General features: G+C 53.2%; 18 protein-coding genes. 5 read left to right on the top strand and 13 right to left on the bottom strand.

Annotation, left to right across the window (positions count from 1 at the left end):
• Positions 1 to 58 precede the first annotated feature (58 nt).
• Positions 59 to 727 (top strand): glutathione S-transferase family protein, encoded by a 669-nt coding sequence (locus ACM615_RS16970; RefSeq protein WP_113876701.1) that lies wholly within the window; start codon positions 59 to 61, stop codon positions 725 to 727.
• Positions 728 to 1264: 537 nt separating this feature from the next.
• Positions 1265 to 2632: an NCS2 family permease gene (locus ACM615_RS16965; RefSeq protein WP_113876702.1), complete on the top strand. Its 1368-nt coding sequence runs from the start codon at positions 1265 to 1267 to the stop codon at positions 2630 to 2632.
• Between the two features lie 14 nt (positions 2633 to 2646).
• Here ACM615_RS16965 and ACM615_RS16960 read toward each other — a convergent pair whose 3' ends face one another.
• Positions 2647 to 3108: a hypothetical protein gene (locus ACM615_RS16960; protein WP_129638061.1), complete on the bottom strand. Its 462-nt coding sequence runs from the start codon at positions 3106 to 3108 to the stop codon at positions 2647 to 2649.
• A 274-nt stretch (positions 3109 to 3382) separates the two neighbouring features.
• Between ACM615_RS16960 and ACM615_RS16955 the strand changes: the two genes are divergently transcribed.
• Complete coding sequence (locus tag ACM615_RS16955) at positions 3383 to 5032, top strand: Na+/H+ antiporter (RefSeq protein ID WP_113876704.1); 1650 nt, start codon at positions 3383 to 3385, stop codon at positions 5030 to 5032.
• 89 nt (positions 5033 to 5121) lie between these two features.
• Here ACM615_RS16955 and ACM615_RS16950 read toward each other — a convergent pair whose 3' ends face one another.
• On the bottom strand, positions 5122 to 6000 hold the full coding sequence (locus tag ACM615_RS16950; protein WP_112291302.1) for a LysR family transcriptional regulator: 879 nt from the start codon (positions 5998 to 6000) through the stop codon (positions 5122 to 5124).
• Between the two features lie 144 nt (positions 6001 to 6144).
• On the opposite strand from ACM615_RS16950, the gene ACM615_RS16945 reads away from it, so the two are divergent.
• Positions 6145 to 6567 (top strand): CidA/LrgA family protein, encoded by a 423-nt coding sequence (locus tag ACM615_RS16945; RefSeq protein ID WP_113876705.1) that lies wholly within the window; start codon positions 6145 to 6147, stop codon positions 6565 to 6567.
• Positions 6560 to 7249, top strand: a complete 690-nt coding sequence (locus ACM615_RS16940; protein WP_113876706.1) for an LrgB family protein — start codon at positions 6560 to 6562, stop codon at positions 7247 to 7249. The genes ACM615_RS16945 and ACM615_RS16940 overlap by 8 nt, the downstream gene beginning before the upstream one ends.
• Before the next feature lie 634 nt (positions 7250 to 7883).
• Here ACM615_RS16940 and ACM615_RS16935 read toward each other — a convergent pair.
• The 11 genes from ACM615_RS16935 to ACM615_RS16885 all read right to left on the bottom strand — a co-directional run bounded on the left by ACM615_RS16935 (position 7884) and on the right by ACM615_RS16885 (position 18035).
• A complete protein-coding gene (locus ACM615_RS16935; RefSeq protein ID WP_113876707.1) occupies positions 7884 to 8645 on the bottom strand; it encodes an amino acid ABC transporter ATP-binding protein in 762 nt (253 codons plus the stop codon).
• Positions 8646 to 8653: 8 nt separating this feature from the next.
• Positions 8654 to 9763, bottom strand: a complete 1110-nt coding sequence (locus ACM615_RS16930; RefSeq protein WP_374756916.1) for an amino acid ABC transporter permease — start codon at positions 9761 to 9763, stop codon at positions 8654 to 8656.
• Positions 9764 to 9772: 9 nt separating this feature from the next.
• A complete protein-coding gene (locus ACM615_RS16925) occupies positions 9773 to 10951 on the bottom strand; it encodes an amino acid ABC transporter permease (protein ID WP_112290394.1) in 1179 nt (392 codons plus the stop codon).
• 184 nt (positions 10952 to 11135) lie between these two features.
• Positions 11136 to 12161 (bottom strand): amino acid ABC transporter substrate-binding protein, encoded by a 1026-nt coding sequence (locus ACM615_RS16920; RefSeq protein ID WP_112290395.1) that lies wholly within the window; start codon positions 12159 to 12161, stop codon positions 11136 to 11138.
• Positions 12162 to 12533: 372 nt separating this feature from the next.
• Entirely contained in the window at positions 12534 to 13220 is a 687-nt protein-coding gene (locus ACM615_RS16915; RefSeq protein WP_431012216.1) for a CTP synthase C-terminal region-related (seleno)protein, read from the bottom strand.
• A 145-nt stretch (positions 13221 to 13365) separates the two neighbouring features.
• Complete coding sequence (locus ACM615_RS16910) at positions 13366 to 13551, bottom strand: hypothetical protein (protein ID WP_113876792.1); 186 nt, start codon at positions 13549 to 13551, stop codon at positions 13366 to 13368.
• A gap of 84 nt (positions 13552 to 13635) precedes the next feature.
• Positions 13636 to 14556: a kdo(2)-lipid IV(A) palmitoleoyltransferase gene (lpxP, locus tag ACM615_RS16905; RefSeq protein ID WP_129638064.1), complete on the bottom strand. Its 921-nt coding sequence runs from the start codon at positions 14554 to 14556 to the stop codon at positions 13636 to 13638.
• A gap of 420 nt (positions 14557 to 14976) precedes the next feature.
• Positions 14977 to 15405, bottom strand: a complete 429-nt coding sequence (locus ACM615_RS16900; protein WP_112290400.1) for a DoxX family protein — start codon at positions 15403 to 15405, stop codon at positions 14977 to 14979.
• Between the two features lie 220 nt (positions 15406 to 15625).
• Positions 15626 to 15922 carry a DNA-binding transcriptional regulator Fis gene (gene fis / locus ACM615_RS16895; protein ID WP_004097144.1) on the bottom strand — a complete coding sequence of 99 codons (297 nt, stop codon included), beginning with the start codon at positions 15920 to 15922 and terminating at the stop codon, positions 15626 to 15628.
• 21 nt (positions 15923 to 15943) lie between these two features.
• Positions 15944 to 16909 (bottom strand): tRNA dihydrouridine synthase DusB, encoded by a 966-nt coding sequence (dusB, locus tag ACM615_RS16890; protein ID WP_112290402.1) that lies wholly within the window; start codon positions 16907 to 16909, stop codon positions 15944 to 15946.
• A 388-nt stretch (positions 16910 to 17297) separates the two neighbouring features.
• Positions 17298 to 18035, bottom strand: a complete 738-nt coding sequence (locus ACM615_RS16885) for a carbonic anhydrase (RefSeq protein WP_431012215.1) — start codon at positions 18033 to 18035, stop codon at positions 17298 to 17300.
• Positions 18036 to 18112 lie beyond the last annotated feature (77 nt).

Below are 18112 nucleotides of genomic sequence, written 5' to 3'. Positions count from 1 at the left end.
TACGAAACCGTTGTCTATAGTTAACAGATAATTAAATACGACAGGGCAGAAGACGTTTATGTTAACAGTTCATCATTTGGATAATTCCCGATCACAGCGAATCTTATGGATGCTCGAAGAACTGAGCGTACCTTACGAAATCAAACAGTATCAACGTGATAAGAAATCCATGCTGGCACCGGAATCGCTGAAAAAAGTGCATCCTCTCGGCAAATCACCGGTACTGGAAGATAACGGCATGATCCTCGCGGAATCTGGCGCCATTATTGAGTATCTGCAGGAAGTGTACGATGAGGCAGGCACGCTGAAACCGACGGCGTTCGCGGAGCGCCAGCAGTATCGCTACTGGATGCATTATGCCGAAGGTTCGCTGATGCCGCTGCTGGTCATGAAGCTGATTTTCAGCCGTCTGGGCAAGCCGCCAATGCCGTGGCTGATCCGCCCGATTGCCGGTGCGATCGGACAGGGTGTGCAGAAAAACTATCTGGATAAACAGATTTATACCCACATGGATTATCTGGAACAACATCTGACCACGCATCCTTATTTCGCGGGTTATCAGTTCAGCGCAGCGGACATTCAGATGAGTTTCCCGGTAGAAGCCATAAACGCCCGCACCGGTCTGGGAAAATACCCACATTTAAATGCATGGCTTTCCAATGTGACAGCCCGACCGGCTTATCAGCGGGCTCTGGAAACCGGAGGCCCTTTGAATATCCTGCGTTAATGGTTTTTAAGTCCTCAAAAATTTAAAGGGGGGGGGCGTTTTGGTTTTTTATCGCCGGAACGTGTTCCCTTTTTATATTTCACAGCGGGCTCTTTGCGGGTGTGGAATTTGCCCAATGAACGCCATCAGAAAATAAACCTTAATAAACGTCCTGTTATTTTTATCTCCGGTCTTTTACCTCCCGGCATAGCCTATTCATCCTGATTTGCTGTCTCTCTTTCTCATCGCCACGAAGCGCGTGCGCAACCGTTACCGCACAGCAAATCGCCAGGCGGACAGATTTGCACCACAACCGCGTTTTTATTGACCAGACAACGGTAAATTGTCGTCATTCACAGTTGATGTGTGGTAATTAAAAACGAGATAATCGTTTGCGTTAATTTTTGTCCCGCCATACGCGATGCGAGTTAAACGTTTGCCTTGCCGTTCTGACGCCCGTTTCGGCGATTTCAGGCGACAAATAGGGAAGTGAACGTGCAGAAACGGTTTCATAATGACCACGCCGGCTAATCAGCAGAGACATTCAGAGGAATTTTCATGTCGAGTCAACACACTCAGACGGGCAGCGCCGTTGCGCCAAAGGGCCCGTTTGATGCTTTTTTCAAAATCAGTGCGCGTGGCAGTAACGTTCGCCAGGAAGTGATCGCCGGCTTAACGACGTTTCTGGCGATGGTGTATTCGGTCATCGTTGTACCGTCAATGCTTGGCAAAGCGGGTTTCTCGCCAAGTGCCGTGTTTGTCGCGACCTGTCTGGTGGCCGGTTTCGGCTCCCTGCTGATGGGCCTGTGGGCTAATCTGCCGCTGGCGATTGGTTGCGCCATCTCTCTGACTGCCTTTACCGCCTTTAGTCTGGTGCTCGGCCAGCACATCAGCGTGCCGGTTGCCCTCGGCGCGGTATTCCTGATGGGCGTATTGTTCACCATTATCTCGATGACCGGCATCCGGTCGTGGATTTTGCGCAACCTGCCAACTGGCGTTGCGCACGGAACCGGCATCGGTATCGGCCTGTTCCTGTTGCTGATCGCGGCCAACGGCGTCGGTCTGGTGGTGAAAAACCCGCTGGACGGTTTACCTGTCGCGCTCGGCGCCTTTACTTCTTTCCCGGTGATCATGACATTGCTCGGACTGGCGGTGATTTTCGGCCTTGAGAAACTGCGAGTGCCCGGCGGCATTTTGCTGGTGATTATTGCGATTTCCATTATCGGTCTGATTTTCGATCCTGCCGTGAAATATCAGGGTTTGTTCGCGATGCCTTCTCTGGCAGGTGCTGACGGCAAATCGGTGATTTTCGATCTCGACATCATGGGCGCGCTGAAAGCGGCGGTATTGCCAAGCGTTCTGGCGCTGGTGATGACCGCGGTGTTTGATGCCACCGGCACTATCCGCGCAGTAGCCGGTCAGGCAAACCTGCTGGATGAAAACGGCCAGATCATCAGCGGCGGCAAAGCGCTGACCGCAGACTCCGTGAGCAGCATTTTCGCCTCGCTGGTTGGCGCATCACCGGCAGCGGTTTACATCGAATCGGCAGCCGGTACGGCAGCGGGCGGCAAAACCGGCCTGACCGCAACGGTCGTCGGCGTGCTGTTCCTGCTGATGTTGTTCCTGTCTCCATTGTCTTATCTGGTACCGGCTTACGCTACCGCACCGGCGCTGATGTACGTCGGTCTGCTGATGCTCAGCAACGTGACCAAACTGGATTTCACCGATTTCGTGGATGCGATGTCAGGATTGCTGTGCGCGGTGTTCATCGTGCTGACCTGTAACATCGTGACCGGCATCATGCTCGGTTTCAGCTCGCTGGTGATTGGCCGTATTTTCTCCGGCGAATGGCGGAAACTGAACGTGGGCACGGTGGTGATCGCCGTGGCGCTGGTGGTGTTTTATGCGGGCGGCTGGGCGATTTGATGCCAGGCCGGGCATCAGGCGGTTTTGGCCGGTTGCACCGGCGGGCTGACTGAGAAAATTTTGGTTTTTGCCGGTTGCACCGGCGGGCCGAGAAAATTTCGGTTTCTCACGTGCGGTGATCGCTTAACGCGCTGCGCCCAAACCGACCAGAGGGGAAAGGCTTTTCCCCTCTGAACTCCCCTCGCTTTTTTCAACAAGCGCTTCGCTCGCTGGCTATGTTTCAGCAACCGCTGCGACAGGCTGGAAATCTTGCCGCTGCGCGGTTCCCTCTCTCGGTCCTGAAGCCCTGGGTCTTCAGGCCGCTCCGTTCGGCAAGATTTCTGAATCGCCCGCACAATCTTAAATTCAAAACCAATCTGCTTTTCAGAGAGTGAAATGGCGTGATTAAAAATTTTGCTGAACGGAGCGGCTTCGAGACCAGTGGCTCGAAGACCGAGAGAAGGAACCGCGTAGCGGCAATATTTTGCGCCACTCACAAATGTACCGAAACATGTCCATCGTACCTGCGACAGCGCGCAGTGAAAGAGCCCGGGATTCTTAAGGGCGGCGGCGATAAGCCGCCCTTAAGGCCAGTGTGGGTGGCAACCCACGGTGTTGACCTTAAGGCCAGTCTGGGTACCTTGACTTGGGTTTAAAAGCGGCTTTAAGCACGCTCTGATTTAAAAGTACGCTTTTTTTGATCTACTATTCCCCCTGTACGTGTCAGACCCTGTCTGATTGAAATCATAAAAACAAGAGTCTAAGGAAAGCATGGAAATATTCTTTACCATTCTGATTTTGATTCTGGTGGTGTCGCTATCCGGTGTCGTCACCAGAATGTTGCCGTTTCAGGTTCCTCTTCCATTGATGCAGATTGCCGTCGGTGCTTTGCTGGCATGGCCCAATTTTGGCCTGCACGTGGACTTCGATCCGGAACTGTTTCTCGTTCTGTTCATCCCGCCATTGCTGTTCGCCGATGGCTGGAAAACCCCGACCCGTGAATTCCTCCACCACGGTCGCGAAATTCTTGGGCTGGCGCTGGTGCTGGTATTACTCACCGTCGTCGGTATCGGCTATCTGATTTATATGATGGTGCCGGATATTCCGCTGGTGGCTGCGTTCGCGCTGGCTGCGGTGCTTTCACCCACCGATGCCGTGGCATTAGGCGGGATTGTCGGCAAGGGCCGTATTCCGAAGTCGATCATGAGCGTGCTGGAAGGTGAAGCGCTGATGAATGACGCGTCCGGTCTGGTGTCGCTGAAATTCGCTATCGCTGTGGCGATGGGCACGATGATCTTTACCGTCGGCGGGGCCAGCGTTGAGTTCCTTAAAGTGGCGATCGGTGGCCTGATGGCCGGTGTGGCGGTGACGTGGTTGTACAGTAAATCGCTGCGTATCATGAGCCGCTGGAGCGGTGATGATCCGGCAACGCAAATCGTCTTCCTGTTGCTGCTGCCTTTCGCCTCTTATCTTATTGCCGAACACATTGGCGTATCGGGCATTCTGGCCGCAGTGGCCGCCGGTATGACCATCAGCCAGTCGGGCATTATCCGTAACGCACCGCTGGCGATGCGTCTGCGTGCCAACAGCGTCTGGGCGATGCTGGAATTTGTGTTCAACGGCATGGTGTTCATTATGCTGGGCCTGCAATTGCCGGGCATCCTTGAGAACTCAATTGATCAGGCGACACACGATCCGTCTATCGTGACGTGGCATCTGTTTGCAGACGTCGGGATTATCTACTTTGCGCTGCTGATCCTGCGTTTCGTCTGGCTGTGGGTGATGAAAAATTTCAGCAACCGTTTCCTGAAAAAGAAACCGCTGCTGTTTGGCAGCTACAGTACGCGTGAGCTGTGGGTGGCATCCTTCGCCGGTGTTCGCGGGGCGATTACGCTGGCGGGTGTGCTGTCAATTCCGCTGTTCCTCGCCGATGGTTCGGCCTTCCCGTCGCGCTATCAGCTGGTGTTCCTGGCGACCGGCGTCATTCTGTTCTCGCTGATTGCGGGCGTGATTGCCTTGCCGTTCCTGCTCAAAGGCGTGGTGGTGGCGGATGGCACCGCGTATCGCGAAGAAGAACGCATGGCGAAATCTATCGCGGCGGAAGTGGCGATAGAAAGCCTGCATAAGATGGAGGAACGTCTGGCGGCGGATACTGAAGAAAACATCGACGAGCAGACGCTGAAGGAAATCAGCTCGCGGGTTATCGGGACTCTGCGACGACGCACGGCCAACCGCGATGATATGGAAACCGCGCTGAAGCTGGAAAACCTCGAGCGTCGCTTCCGTCTGACCGCGCTGCGCGCTGAACGTGGTGAGCTGTATCACCTGCGCGCCACGCAGAAAATCAGTAATGAGACGCTGCAAAAACTGCTGCATGATCTCGATTTACTTGAAGCGCTTCTTGTAGAAAAAGAAGTTTAACTTCTGTCAGAAATAAAAACCGCGTGCGCTGCAACGTTCACGCGGTTTTTTATTGCCTGCTATTTCCCGTCACTTCCCGCTGCTTCCCACTATTTCCAGTAATCTCTGCACAGCGTGATCCACGCCTGGGCGCTGTGTGAAAGATAACTGCCCTGATGCCAGATAAGCCCCAGTTGCCACGGCATCAGCGGATCCAGCGGCAGCCACATCAGCGCGTTTTTATCCAGCCGCTGACAGACAGGTTCCGGCAAAATCGCCACGCCCATGCCGGTTTGCACCATCGCGGCTAAGAAATCCCACTGACCGCTGCGTGCGGCAATTTTGGGCGTAAAACCGTGAGCGGAAAACGCATCCATCAGCTGGCGATACAGTGCAAAATCTTCGTTATAAATCAGAATACTTTCATCCGCCAGATCACTGAACCCGATGCGCGTGCGGTTCAGCCAGTGCGGTGTGCGCGGTACCACCACGCACAGCGGATGACTGAACAGCAGCAACGAGGCGATGGAAGGCACGGCGTCGGCGGGCAGGGCGGTGAGCGCCAGATCCAGCTCGCCGGAGATCACCGCCTGTTGCACGGTCAGGCCGCCAAATTCGGAAATAATCAGTTCGATACCCGGATATTGCTGGCGGAAACTGCTAATAAGCGGCGCGATTTGTGTGCCCACCATCGGCGGAATGCCCAGCCGCAGGTGACCGGATTTAAGTGAGTTGATATCTTCGAGTTCGGCTTCCAGCTGGCGGAATTCTTCAAGGATATTCAGCCCGCGCTGATACAGCGCCTGACCGCTGTCAGTCAGCCGCAAACGCCGTCCTTCACGAACAATCAGCGTGCATTCCAGTTCTTCTTCGAGATGACGCAGCATTTTGCTGATCGTTGGTTGCGTGACGAACAGCTTTTCCGCCGCGCGGGTAAAGCTCTGCTGGCGAACCACTTCGACAAAATAGCGTAAGGTACGGACGTCCATGGGCTGATGTTTCCCCGGTCAGATCGGCGAGTAACAAAGTATTCCAAACTGGAATCATTTTTATGATTTTAATTCATTTCTTTACCGGTTTCCTGCCAGCGTATACTTCATTTTCACTCTTTTCCCTCTTTCGAGGTCGTCCCCATGTTGCTGGCGTTGCGCACGAAAGCGCCGTCCCTGCTGACCCGCTGTCAGATCCCCGTTCAGGTGGTGCTGTACGCGGTGTTATTCGTTATCGCCGATCGTCTGGTCACCGCATTACATCTGCCGTTACCTGCCAATATTGTCGGCATGCTGATGCTTTTACTGCTGATTATGTTCCGCATTTTGCCGGTGAAATGGGTGAAAGCCGGTTCCCGCTGGCTGCTGGCGGAAATGTTGTTGTTCTTCGTGCCTGCCGTGGTGGCGGTGGTGAATTACGCCCAGTTGCTGATGATCGAGGGCTGGAAAATTTTTCTGGTGATTGGTGTCAGTACCGTACTGACCCTCGGTGCGACGGCGGTGGTGGTTGATAAAGTTTATCGTCTGGAACAACGTCTGGCGGCAAGGAAGGCGAGCCGTGACTGATCTTCTTATCAGCATTCTGTGTTTTGTCATCACGCTCGGGCTGTATTACGCCAACAAGAAACTTTACCGCCAGAAACGCACGTTGCTGCTGATGCCGCTGGTATTCACGCCGATTGTGCTGGTTGTCTTGCTGGTGGTGACGCACACCTCGTATCAGGATTACATCGGCGAAACGCACTGGTTGTTATGGCTGCTCGGGCCTTCAACCATCGCGTTTGCGGTGCCTGTTTACGAGAATATGGCGGTGATCCGCCGTCACTGGATGTCGCTGAGTGCGGGCGTGCTGACCGCGATTGTGGTGGCCGTCAGCAGCTCCGTCTGGCTGGCGCGGATGCTGACCTTGCCTGAAGAGATTCAGCGCAGTCTGGCGGTGCGTTCCATCACCACACCGTTCGCGCTGGCAGCGGCGAAGCAAATGGGCGGTCAGCCGGATCTGGTCGCGTTGTTTGTGGTGATCACCGGCGTATTCGGCATGGCGGTCGGCGATATGCTGTTTCTGCGTCTGGCAGTAAAAAGCGGACTGGCAAAAGGCGCCGGGTTTGGTGCGGCGTCGCACGGTGCGGGTACGGCGAGAGCCTATGAGCTGGGCGCGGAAGAAGGCGTAGTATCGAGTCTGGTAATGATGCTGGCGGGAGTTGTCACCGTGGTGATTGCGCCGGTGATCGGGGGAGTGATGTGGTGATGATCTTTTGAAAAAGATCTGAAACTTTAAATTCATATTCAAATTCAAATTCAAATTCAAGGTCGTGGGCGTCGGCCCACACCGACCAGAGACCCGGTAACGCGCGGGCCTCTGGACTCCGCGCTTTTTTAACTGCGTGCTCCGCTCGCTGGCTATGTTTCAGGTGCCGCAGCGATAGCCGCAAAATCCCGCCGCTGCGCGGTGCCCTCCGTTCGGGTTACAACCCGCGCAAAAAGACGCGCGGTTTTCCACCTCTCCTCCGGCGGTTTTTTGGAACCGGCCTCAACGTTAACTTCACAACCTCACTGATTTTGATATGAAAAACCTATTGGTTTTGAATTTAAGATCGTGCGGGCGTTTCAGAAAGCTTGCTGAATGAGAGGTTGCAGACCTGAGGCTGCAATCCCGAAATGAAGGAACCGCGCAGCGGCAAGATTTCCAGCCTGTCACTGTGGTGGCTGAAACATGGCCAGCGAGCGATAGCGCCGTAAAAAGACGCGGGAGATCCAAGAGGGGCCTGTCCTGGCCCCTTTTGGGCGGTTTCGGCGCAGCGCGATAAGTGATCATCGCTATTGAGAAACCGAAATTTTCACACTTCTGCTCTTAAACGGCGCGCTTAAACACCGCCCGGTGTTTAATGAATCACCTGGGACAGGAACTCCCTTGTCCTCGCCGACTTCGGATTCGCAAAGAACTCCAGCGGTGGCGCCTGCTCAACGATCTCCCCGCGATCCATAAAGATCACCCGGTCGGCGACGGTTCGCGCAAATCCCATTTCGTGCGTCACGCACAACATGGTCATGCCTTCTTCCGCCAGCGTGATCATCGTATCCAGCACCTCTTTCACCATTTCCGGATCGAGCGCCGATGTCGGTTCATCAAACAGCATGATTTTTGGCTTCATGCACAGCGAACGGGCGATCGCCACACGCTGTTGCTGGCCGCCGGAAAGCTGGCCGGGAAATTTATTGGCATGTTCGGCGATACGCACGCGTTTCAGATAATGCATCGCCAGTTCTTCGGCTTCTTTCTTCGGCATCTTGCGTACCCAGCACGGTGCCAGAGTGCAGTTTTGCAACACGGTCAGATGCGGGAACAAATTGAAGTGCTGGAACACCATGCCGACTTCGGTACGTACGCGTTCGATATTGCGCAGATCATCATTCAGTTCAGTGCCGTCCACCACGATGCGCCCTTGCTGGTGCTCTTCCAGATGGTTAATGCAACGAATGGTCGTTGATTTCCCTGAACCGGAAGGGCCGCAAAGGACGATACGTTCGCGCGGTTTGACGCTCAGATTAATGTCTTTCAATACGTGGAATTGTCCGTACCACTTATTCACGTTTTCCAGCGTGATCATCATATTTTGGTTTTCAGTGACGTGATGGTCGCTCATGGTTTACCTCAGTGTGCGGAACGTCCGGTGTGAAAGCGTCTTTCCAGATGCTGGCTATAACGCGACATGCTAAAACAGAAAATCCAGTAAACGGCGGCGGCGAAGACGTAGCCTTCGGTCGACATACCCAGCCATTCCGGATCGACGGTGGCTTGCTGTACGCTGCTGAACAGGTCAAACAGGCCGATGATGATCACCAGACTGGTATCTTTGAACAGCGCGATGATGGTGTTCACCAGACCCGGTATCACCATTTTCAGCGCCTGCGGCAGAATGACTAATCCCTGCGTTTTCCAGTAACCCAGCGCCAGTGATTCGGCGGCTTCAGTCTGGCCTTTCGGCAGCGCCTGTAGCCCGCCGCGCACCACTTCCGCGACGTACGCCGACTGGAACAGCACCACACCCACCAGTGCGCGCACCAGTTTGTCGATGCTCGTTCCTTCGGTCATAAACAGCGGCAGCATCACCGAGGACATAAACAGCACGGTGATCAGCGGCACACCACGCCAGAACTCAATGAAAACCACCGACAGAATACGCACGATGGGCAGACGTGAACGACGTGCCAGCGCGAGCATAATTCCCAGCGGTAATGCCCCGGCAATACCGACAGCGGCGATAATCAGCGTCAGCGTCAGGCCGCCCCACTGGCGGGTTTCGACGCGGCTCAGACCAAAGAATCCGCCATACAACATGAACCAGGTGAAAATCGGGAACAGCACCATCCAGCAGGCGATATAACGTCCGCGGTGTGGCGTGGCTTTGAAAAAAATCGGCGCAAGGGTCAGCAGGCCGACAATCAGCGTGACGTTGATGCGCCAGCGTTGATCAAACGGATATAACCCATACATAAACTGGCCGAAACGTGCGTGGATAAACACCCAGCAGGCACCGGCTTTGGTGCAGTCAGTGCGCGCCGTGCCGACCCAGTTAGCCTGGAAAATCACCCAGTTCAGAAGCGGAGGGATAAGCAGCCACATCAGCCATAAACAAAACAGTGTCAGCAAACTGTTGAACCAGCTGGAGAACAGGTTTTTACGCGCCCAGAGCACCGCGGTACCGAGTGGCGTTCCGGGTTTCACGGCTCTGACTCCGGGAGGAAGTGTTGTCATCGTCATGGGTTTCCCTTAACGCTCGACCAGCGCGATACGCCGGTTGTAAATATTCATCAGGAACGAAATCACCAGACTGATGATCAGGTAAACCGACATGGTGATAGCAATGGTTTCAATCGCCTGACCGGTTTGGTTGAGCACCGTACCGGCGAACAGCGACACCATATCCGGATAACCGATAGCGGCGGCCAGAGAGGAGTTTTTCACGATGTTCAGATACTGGCTGGTCAGCGGGGGGATGATCACCCGCATCGCCTGCGGCAAAATCACCTGTCGCAGCGTGACCGGATTCGGCAGACCGAGCGAACGGGCGGCTTCGTGCTGGCCGTGCGAAACAGACTGAATGCCGGAGCGGATCACTTCGGCGATAAACGTCGAGGTATACACCGATAACGCCAGCGTTAACGCCGCCAGTTCCGGGATCAAAACCATGCCGCCGCGGAAGTTAAAACCGCGCAGCGCAGGCACATCCCAGTGCAGGGCAGGCCCGAAAATCAGGTGCGCCAGCGCCGGAAACACAACCAGCATCACAATCGCCCATGGCCAGATATGCCAGACGCGTCCGGTATGGATCTGGCGGAAGTGGTTGTAGCGTTGCAGCGCGACGATGCCAAAAATCGCCAGCAGCAGGGCGATAAATCCCGCCAGACTGCCCGGCGCCAGTTCCGGCGACGGCAGATACAGGCCGCGGTTACTGACGAAAGCCAGGTCGAACGCATTCAGGCTCTGACGCGGGCCCGGCAGGTTGCGCAGTACGGCGAAGTACCAGAAGAAGATTTGCAGCAGCGGTGGAATGTTACGGAACGTCTCGATATAGACCGTCGAGACTTTACGGATCAGCCAGTTATCGGAAAGGCGTCCTAAGCCGATAATGAATCCGAGGATGGAAGCAAAAACGATACACAGCGCGGAAACCAGCAGCGTATTCAGCAGACCGATAACAAATACGCGGGCGTACGTGTCGCCTTCCTGGTAGTCGATAAGATGCTGAACAATGCCGAAACCGGCACCCTTTTCAAGAAACGCAAATCCCGAGGTGATCCCTCGTGTAGTCAGATTGGTAATGGTGTTGTGGAGCAGGTAACCCAGACAGGCTACCAGCAACACCACCGCGAAAATTTGGTAAATCCAGGCCCGTACCGCTGGGTTGGTCAGCGAGAACGACGCCTTTACGGTTGGGCGTTGCGACATAGTAATGACCTCGAAATCCCCGTCGTACTTGACGCCGCAGCTGCGTTGGCTGCACGTGCTCACCCGAATCACTTACCTGAGTAAGCTCATCGGGATTCACTCGTTTGCTGCCTTGCTGCAACGCCAATTACTTTGGGGATTTTGTATGCAATTTCTTAAACAAATCTTATTTTAAAAAACTGGATCAACGGACAGGTGGTGCGTATTGGATCCCGCCTTTATTCCACAATGCGTTCTGACCACGTTTGATTTTCAGCTCGCTGCCCTGACCGACGTTACGTTCGAAGCTTTCACCGTAGTTGCCGACCTGTTTAACGATTTTAACCACCCAGTCATTAGGCACTTTCAGATCAGCGCCGTAAGTGCCGGTTTTGCCCAGCAGGTTGCTCATGTCAGGCGTGGTCGGGTTTGCCGCCAGCTGATCGACGTTGGCAGACGTCACGCCCATTTCTTCGGCGTTCAGCATCGCGAACAGTGACCAGCGCACGATAGCCAGCCAGTCTTCGTCACCACGGCGAACGACCGGACCCAGAGGTTCTTTAGAAATGACTTCTGGCAGAACGATGAAGTCATCCGGCTTGCCCAGTTTGATACGCAGTGCGTACAGCTGAGACTGGTCAGAGGCCAGAGTGTCACAACGGCCTGAGTCCAGCGCTTTGGCGCTTTCGTCTGAACGGTCGAAGGTGACCGGGGTGTAAGTCATTTTGTTGGCTTTGAAGTAGTCAGCTACGTTCAGCTCGGTATCCGTACCGGCCTGCAGACAGACGGTGGCGCCATCAAGTTCTTTGGCGCTTTTCAGGCCGGCTTTCTGGTGAGTCAGGAAGCCGATACCGTCGTAATAGTTTACGCCGGCGAAAATCATGCCCATGCCCGCATCGCGGGAAGAGGTCCAGGTGGTATTACGTGAAAGGATGTCCACTTCGCCAGACTGCAGCGCGGTGAAACGCTCTTTTGCGGTCAGCGGGGTGTATTTCACTTTCTCAGCATCACCAAACACGGCAGCAGCCACTGCGCGGCAGAGGTCAACGTCGATACCGGTGAATTTGCCTTTGGAGTCAGCGTAAGAGAAGCCTGGCAGGCCATCGCTGATACCGCATTGAACAAATCCTTTCTTTTTAACTGCATCCAGAGTGGTACCTGCGTGAGCCTGACCAGCCAGTGTCACGAAGCTTGCTGCGGCAATCAGCGTTGAGAGCAATATTTTTTTCATTAAGCGTCCTGTGAGACAAAATTGAAAATTATTATTGTGTGAGTGCCGGAGCACCCTGTCTGTTTATGGGGCAACGCCCTCTGCACCTGTCTTTGCAAAGGGAGTGCCAACATCGAAAACACCCCATCAATCAAGTCGCGTAGAGGAATTGCTCAGTAACATTGATGAGGTGTATAAAATTTATTGCCCTGTTTCGGTGCGCGGTCAATGTGGCTGCTTTAAAAGGGAGCGGATTATTTCAATATTGGAGTGCAGATCGCGGTCTTTGAAGGGAAGTGAAATACGGTGTCATATTGGGTAAAAAAATGAGGTAAAACGATGAGTAAATCTCTCAGACAGGATGGCCTGAGAGATATTCAGAAACAGGCAGACTCAGAGAGCGGACTTTATCAGTGCAGCCACCAGCGGCGGAAGCTGACCTTTTAGTGCGGCGCGTTCCGGCTGAAATAAGGTCGCGACAAAAAACGGATGTCCGGGCAATTCGATGGCGCGAACTTCGCCGGTGGCATCATGACCCACCATCCGCAACGGCTGTGCCTCAAGCGCCGCCTGAAATTCGGTATTGATGCCGTAACGGCAGTGATAACCTTCTTCGACTTCCAGCCTGCCATAGGCGCGTGCTGGCAGGCTGTCTGGGATAAAGGTGAGGGTGTTTTGAACTTCCACCATTTCGCACGACAGGGCGCTGATCACCAGCCGGCCTTCGGTATCGGTTTCGCCATGTCCTGCATCCTGCCAGGCCATCACGTTACGGGCGTATTCGATGATCGCATGCTGAAAACCGCCGCAGGTTCCGAGGAAAGGCTTGTGGTTTTCGCGGGCAAAACGGATAGCGCTCAGGGCACCTTCGGTGGAGTGATACGGGCTGCCGGGGACACACCAGAAAGCGTCGTAGTTTTGTAAAATCTCAGGGGTAATGGTGTCGGTCGCAAGCCAGTCGGCGTGAATTTCAGTGCTGAAGTGTTGTGCTGCAAGGTCGATAGCAAGGGGGATAGCTTGGTGGGCCGTGATCGCGGAGTGGTAGTCTCCGACCAGCGCCAGACGAACAGAGGTTTTCATCACTTCTCTCCAGGGCAGGTAAAAAGAGAGGTTACAGAAAAGCGATTAATCTGTCGTGAGAATTATTTTCATCAGCCTGTTTGTGCAGATAAAAGCCATTAAAAAACCCACATGGAGTGGGTTTCTGTCAGGCGATGTTTTCACATCATTCGCTCTTGTCGGTATTGCCTTTGATAAGCTTACGTGCGGCGGCAATCTGCTCGTTATCCGGCGCTTTAGGTTTGGCTTTGTTCAGTGCAGTGCTGAGGCCGGAGCGTCCCCAGAGGTCAAAGCTGTCTTCCTCTTTGAGATGGTCAAAGATGGAAGGTGTCGCGTCAGGTTTTTTAGCCATGAAAATTACAAATCTCTTATGGATGCTGTTCAATGAAAAAGCCCGACGCATTGCATCGGGCTTCTGTTTTATCACGTCTGGCACTTAGCTATAAAGAGAAGGCGTTCCTGCCGGACGGGTTTTAAAGCGGCGGTGCAACCAGAGATACTGATCGGGCGCACGCATAATCTCTTTCTCGATAACGCGATTCATGTAAGCCGCAGCCGCCATTTCGTCATCGATCGGGTAATCCTGCAACTCAGGTTGGATCACCAGCTCATAGCCTTTACCTAAGGCTTTGCGCACCAGTACTACGGTGACCAGCGCCGGTTTCGCCAGACGCGCCAGCATGAAGGTGCCGCTGGTGGTGGCAGCCTGATCGACGGCAAACAGGGGGGCAAAGACGCTGCCGCGCGGGCCGTAGTCCTGATCCGGCGCAAACCAGACCGCTTCGCCTTTTTTCAGAGCGTGAACCATACCGCGTAAATCTTTGCGATCGAGCATTGCCTTGTTAGACCGCATACGGCCCCAGGTTTGCACAAATTCCATCGCTTTATTGTTGTGCGGACGGTACATCGCCATCATCGGCTGACATAAGCCCATCGCACGGCCACCCAGTTCCAGCGACATGAAATGCACGCCTATCACCAGTACGCCTTTTTTGTTTTCCTGCGCCTTTTTCAGGTTGTGCAGGCCGCTGACATCAAACCAGCGTTTCACACGGGCATCCGACCAGAACCAGGCCATGCCGGTTTCCAGTAAGCCCATACCGAGGGATTCAAAATTGCTGACAATGCGGGCTTCAACCTGATCAGAAGGCAGATCCGGGAAGCACAATTGCAGATTACGGCGCGTTATTGACACGCGGCGTTTCAGGAAACGCATCGACGTTCGGCCAAGCCAGATACCCAGACGGTTTAACACCGGATAAGGCAGCTGAACCAGCAGGAACAGTACACCCAGGCCAAACCAGGTCAGCCAGTAACGTGGATGTAAAAATGAAGCACGAAAGCGAGGAGAAGTCATAAAAGCCTAATCATCTGCATAAAAAACCGGGGTAACGCGTAAGGAGTTGGCTCATTCGCGATACGGATTGTCTGACATAGAGTGGGACAGCATGTGCCGGCAAACGTTTTTGAAAAGACACAAGTTGACGCAATTTTTACTCTAAGAAGACACTTTTAAAAGGCGGGATCGCGAAGCTGAAGGGCTGTCCGTAGGCGTTGAGCGAGCGAATACGACTCTTGCACAGAGTATAACATGCTGCTTGATCTAACCGGAGGGGGAAATTGTCCGATAAACGGACTCTTTACTGATTTTTTACGAGTGGGCTCAGACCATAAAATGAAAACACTACGGAAAGAAGGGATTAGCTTTTGGAAAATGCAGCCTCGTGTGCATGATATTTCAGCATGCTCCTTTCTAGAAACATGCTGAAAGGGAATATCAGCGGTAGAGCGGGTTGCTCATAATGGAATAACGCCCGCTACCGTACAGCGCGATCACGATGGCTGCCATGAAGTAATACACGATGTCTTCAATGGCCCAGGCACCCACTGGTGACAATGCAAACGTATGGTGGATACCGACCATCAGCCAGGCCACGACCATCGTCGCAGCAGCAGACAGAGCGGCGAGACGGGTGAAGATCCCCAATATCATCATGATCGGGGCGATGACCTCACCGATAATTACGCCGTAGGCGACAAACGCCGGAATACCATAACCTGCCAGCATCCCCTGTATACCGCCCAGTCCGTCATGCAGCTTATGCCAGCCATGAAAAATCAGCAGACCGTAAGTGATACGCAGCAGTAAAATAGCCAGATCAGGTTTATTCATTGCCGCGGTAAAACGTAGATAAAGTGGCTTCATCAGTGTGACTCCCGGAGACGTTTTTATTGTCTGTATAAGGTAGTGCTTTATCGCGAAATGCAGGGGAGAATTATTCTCATTTGGGTTGATCTGGGTTAGGTTTTGCGCAAATTTTGGGCTAAAGGTTTGCTGCTAAAGAATCGGTAAATATAAAAAACAGAAAACAAAAAGGCGCTCCCCTTGCGGAAAAGCGCCTTTTTAAGACATCGACTGATTAGTATCAGTTCATGCCGTATTTTTTCAATTTCTTACGCAGCGTACCGCGGTTGATACCCATCATCAGGGCCGCACGAGTCTGGTTGCCACGGGTATACTGCATCACCATGTCTAACAGTGGCTGTTCAACTTCAGCCAATACCAACTCATACAGGTCATTCACGTCCTGACCATTCAATTGAGCAAAATAGCCCTTAAGTGCTTGTTTTACCGAGTCACGCAGGGGTTTTTGGGTTACCTGATCCTGAGAATTAACGGTAGAAACGGTCAGTACGTCAGAATTCACGCGTTGTTCGAACATAGTTCTGTCAGCTCTTTTTTGTTACGCAAGATTTTCGAAATATGCTTCCAACGCCTCCAGCTGTTCGCTGGCATCCTCTATGGCGTTGAAGGAGCGCCGAAACTGGTCATTTGGGGCATGCTCCTGGAGATACCAGGAAACATGCTTACGAGCGATACGAAATCCCTTGCCTTGACCGTAAAAGTCGTGCAATTCCCGTACGTGCCCTAGTAACAAGCGCTGAACCTCACCCATAGGCGGTGGAGGTAACAGCTCCCCTGTGTCCAGATAATGCTGGATTTCCCGGAAGATCCAGGGTCTCCCCTGAGCGGCACGTCCTATCATCAGAGCATCAGCTCCGGTGTAGTCGAGCACCGCTCTGGCTTTATGCGGGTCAGTTATGTCGCCATTCGCGATAATCGGAATGGAAACACTCTGCTTAACTGTCCGAATACTGTCGTACTCTGCTTCTCCATTGAAGAGACAGGCACGGGTTCGGCCATGAATAGTCAGGGCCTGAATTCCACAGTCTTCAGCCAATTGGGCAATTTGTACACAGTTACGGTGTTCCGGTGCCCAACCAGTACGAATTTTCAACGTGACTGGCACATCTACCGCATTCACTACGGTAGTGAGGATTTGTTTGACCAAATCCGGATACTGCAATAATGCAGAACCTGCCAGTTTGCGGTTCACTTTCTTGGCCGGGCAGCCCATATTGATATCAATGATTTGCGCACCGCTTTCCACGTTAATTCGTGCAGCAGCCGCCATATCTTCGGGGTCACAACCGGCAATTTGCACGGCGCGGATCCCCGGTTCATCGTTATGTACCATGCGCAAACGTGACTTATCCGTCCGCCACACCTCCGGATTGGAGGAGAGCATTTCAGATACTGCCATTCCAGCCCCCATCGCATGACATAAGGCACGAAATGGTCGGTCAGTGATACCGGCCATCGGGGCCGCAATCAGGCAATTTGTAAGCTGGTGGTGTCCGATGCGCATGAACTAGGAATGACCATACTGATGTCCGCAAGGGCGCGTATATTACGCATTTTCGTTGCGATATGAAAGGCCAAACTTTGAGCAATTAGCTAAGAAAATACCTTGCCAATGGTGAAATTCAGCGCAATTAGATTTTTTGTCTTGGTTTTACATTGAGTTATGTGACGAAGGTTAAATTGTGCGCTTATGCAAATTCCTAATTTCTCTCTGAAACATCCTGCTATATCAGTTGAATCTAAGGGCAGATTTGACGTTTTAAGCAGCAATCACCACAAAATTCCGTGACGCAGATCGTCTTTTGGTCAAAAAGTGACTGATTTTCAGAAACTAAGAAAGGCAACAGAAAGAGACGCAGAAGCCCTGTCTGCGTCTCCGGGTTCAGGCTAGATTATTCGTCGACCACCACGCGGCCATGCAGACCCTGTACAGGACGGTTATTTGCATGATGCATAACATGCTGGAATTTTTCCAGTTGCGCTTCAGACAGCGTCTGAGGCTGTTTCACGACCAGCCAGCGAACGCCTTCAGTGCATGGCGGGGTGGTCAGCGATCCGCTGAAGCGGTAATGGGTGAGATCTTTAGGCAGCAGTCCATCAAGACTGACTTTCTCTTTCAGCATGACCGATTCGCCCGCTTTTTCTGGCATCTGTTGCCAGATCTTTTCCAGTTCCGGATTGGCCTTACCGGTCTCGAACATCACCGCAATTACCGCAACTTCACCCTCAGCATCCATATGCACAAAGTGTGCTTCCATCGGGAAGGATTTACCGTTGAGAGTGTTTTCGCTCGGGGAGTGGAAGTGGAACTGCTGAAGGACGAATTTATCCCCATCCAGCGTGGCAAAATCACCCTGCTGAACATTGACCTGCACGCTATGACCATTATTAATGACGCTCACCGGCGGTAACTGATAGCTGAGTTTAAGCGGGCGGGGATGCACCTGTAACGCCTCTTTGATATCGATTGGCGACTGTGCTTTGCCCTGTTCGCACAGATGGAAATCCGGGCTGAGTTTAGACCAGTTTTGCGGGGCGGCATCGCCGTCATAGGACCAGTGTGGCGCATCGGCCGCAGCCGCAGACACCGAAAATGCAGCGAGTGCAATAAACAGCAATTTTCCTTTCAAAAGATATCCCTTTCGTTCGTTGAGTAATAAAAACCATGCGAAGTTTAAGGGTTTGGTGCGGCAGGATAAATATAAGA

Source organism: Rahnella sp. PAMC25617 (genome assembly GCF_050606005.1).
Classification (GTDB): Bacteria; Pseudomonadota; Gammaproteobacteria; order Enterobacterales; family Enterobacteriaceae; genus Rahnella; species Rahnella variigena.
Note: the sequence above shows the minus strand (reverse complement) of the source record. Positions and strands in the feature narration are given on the sequence as shown.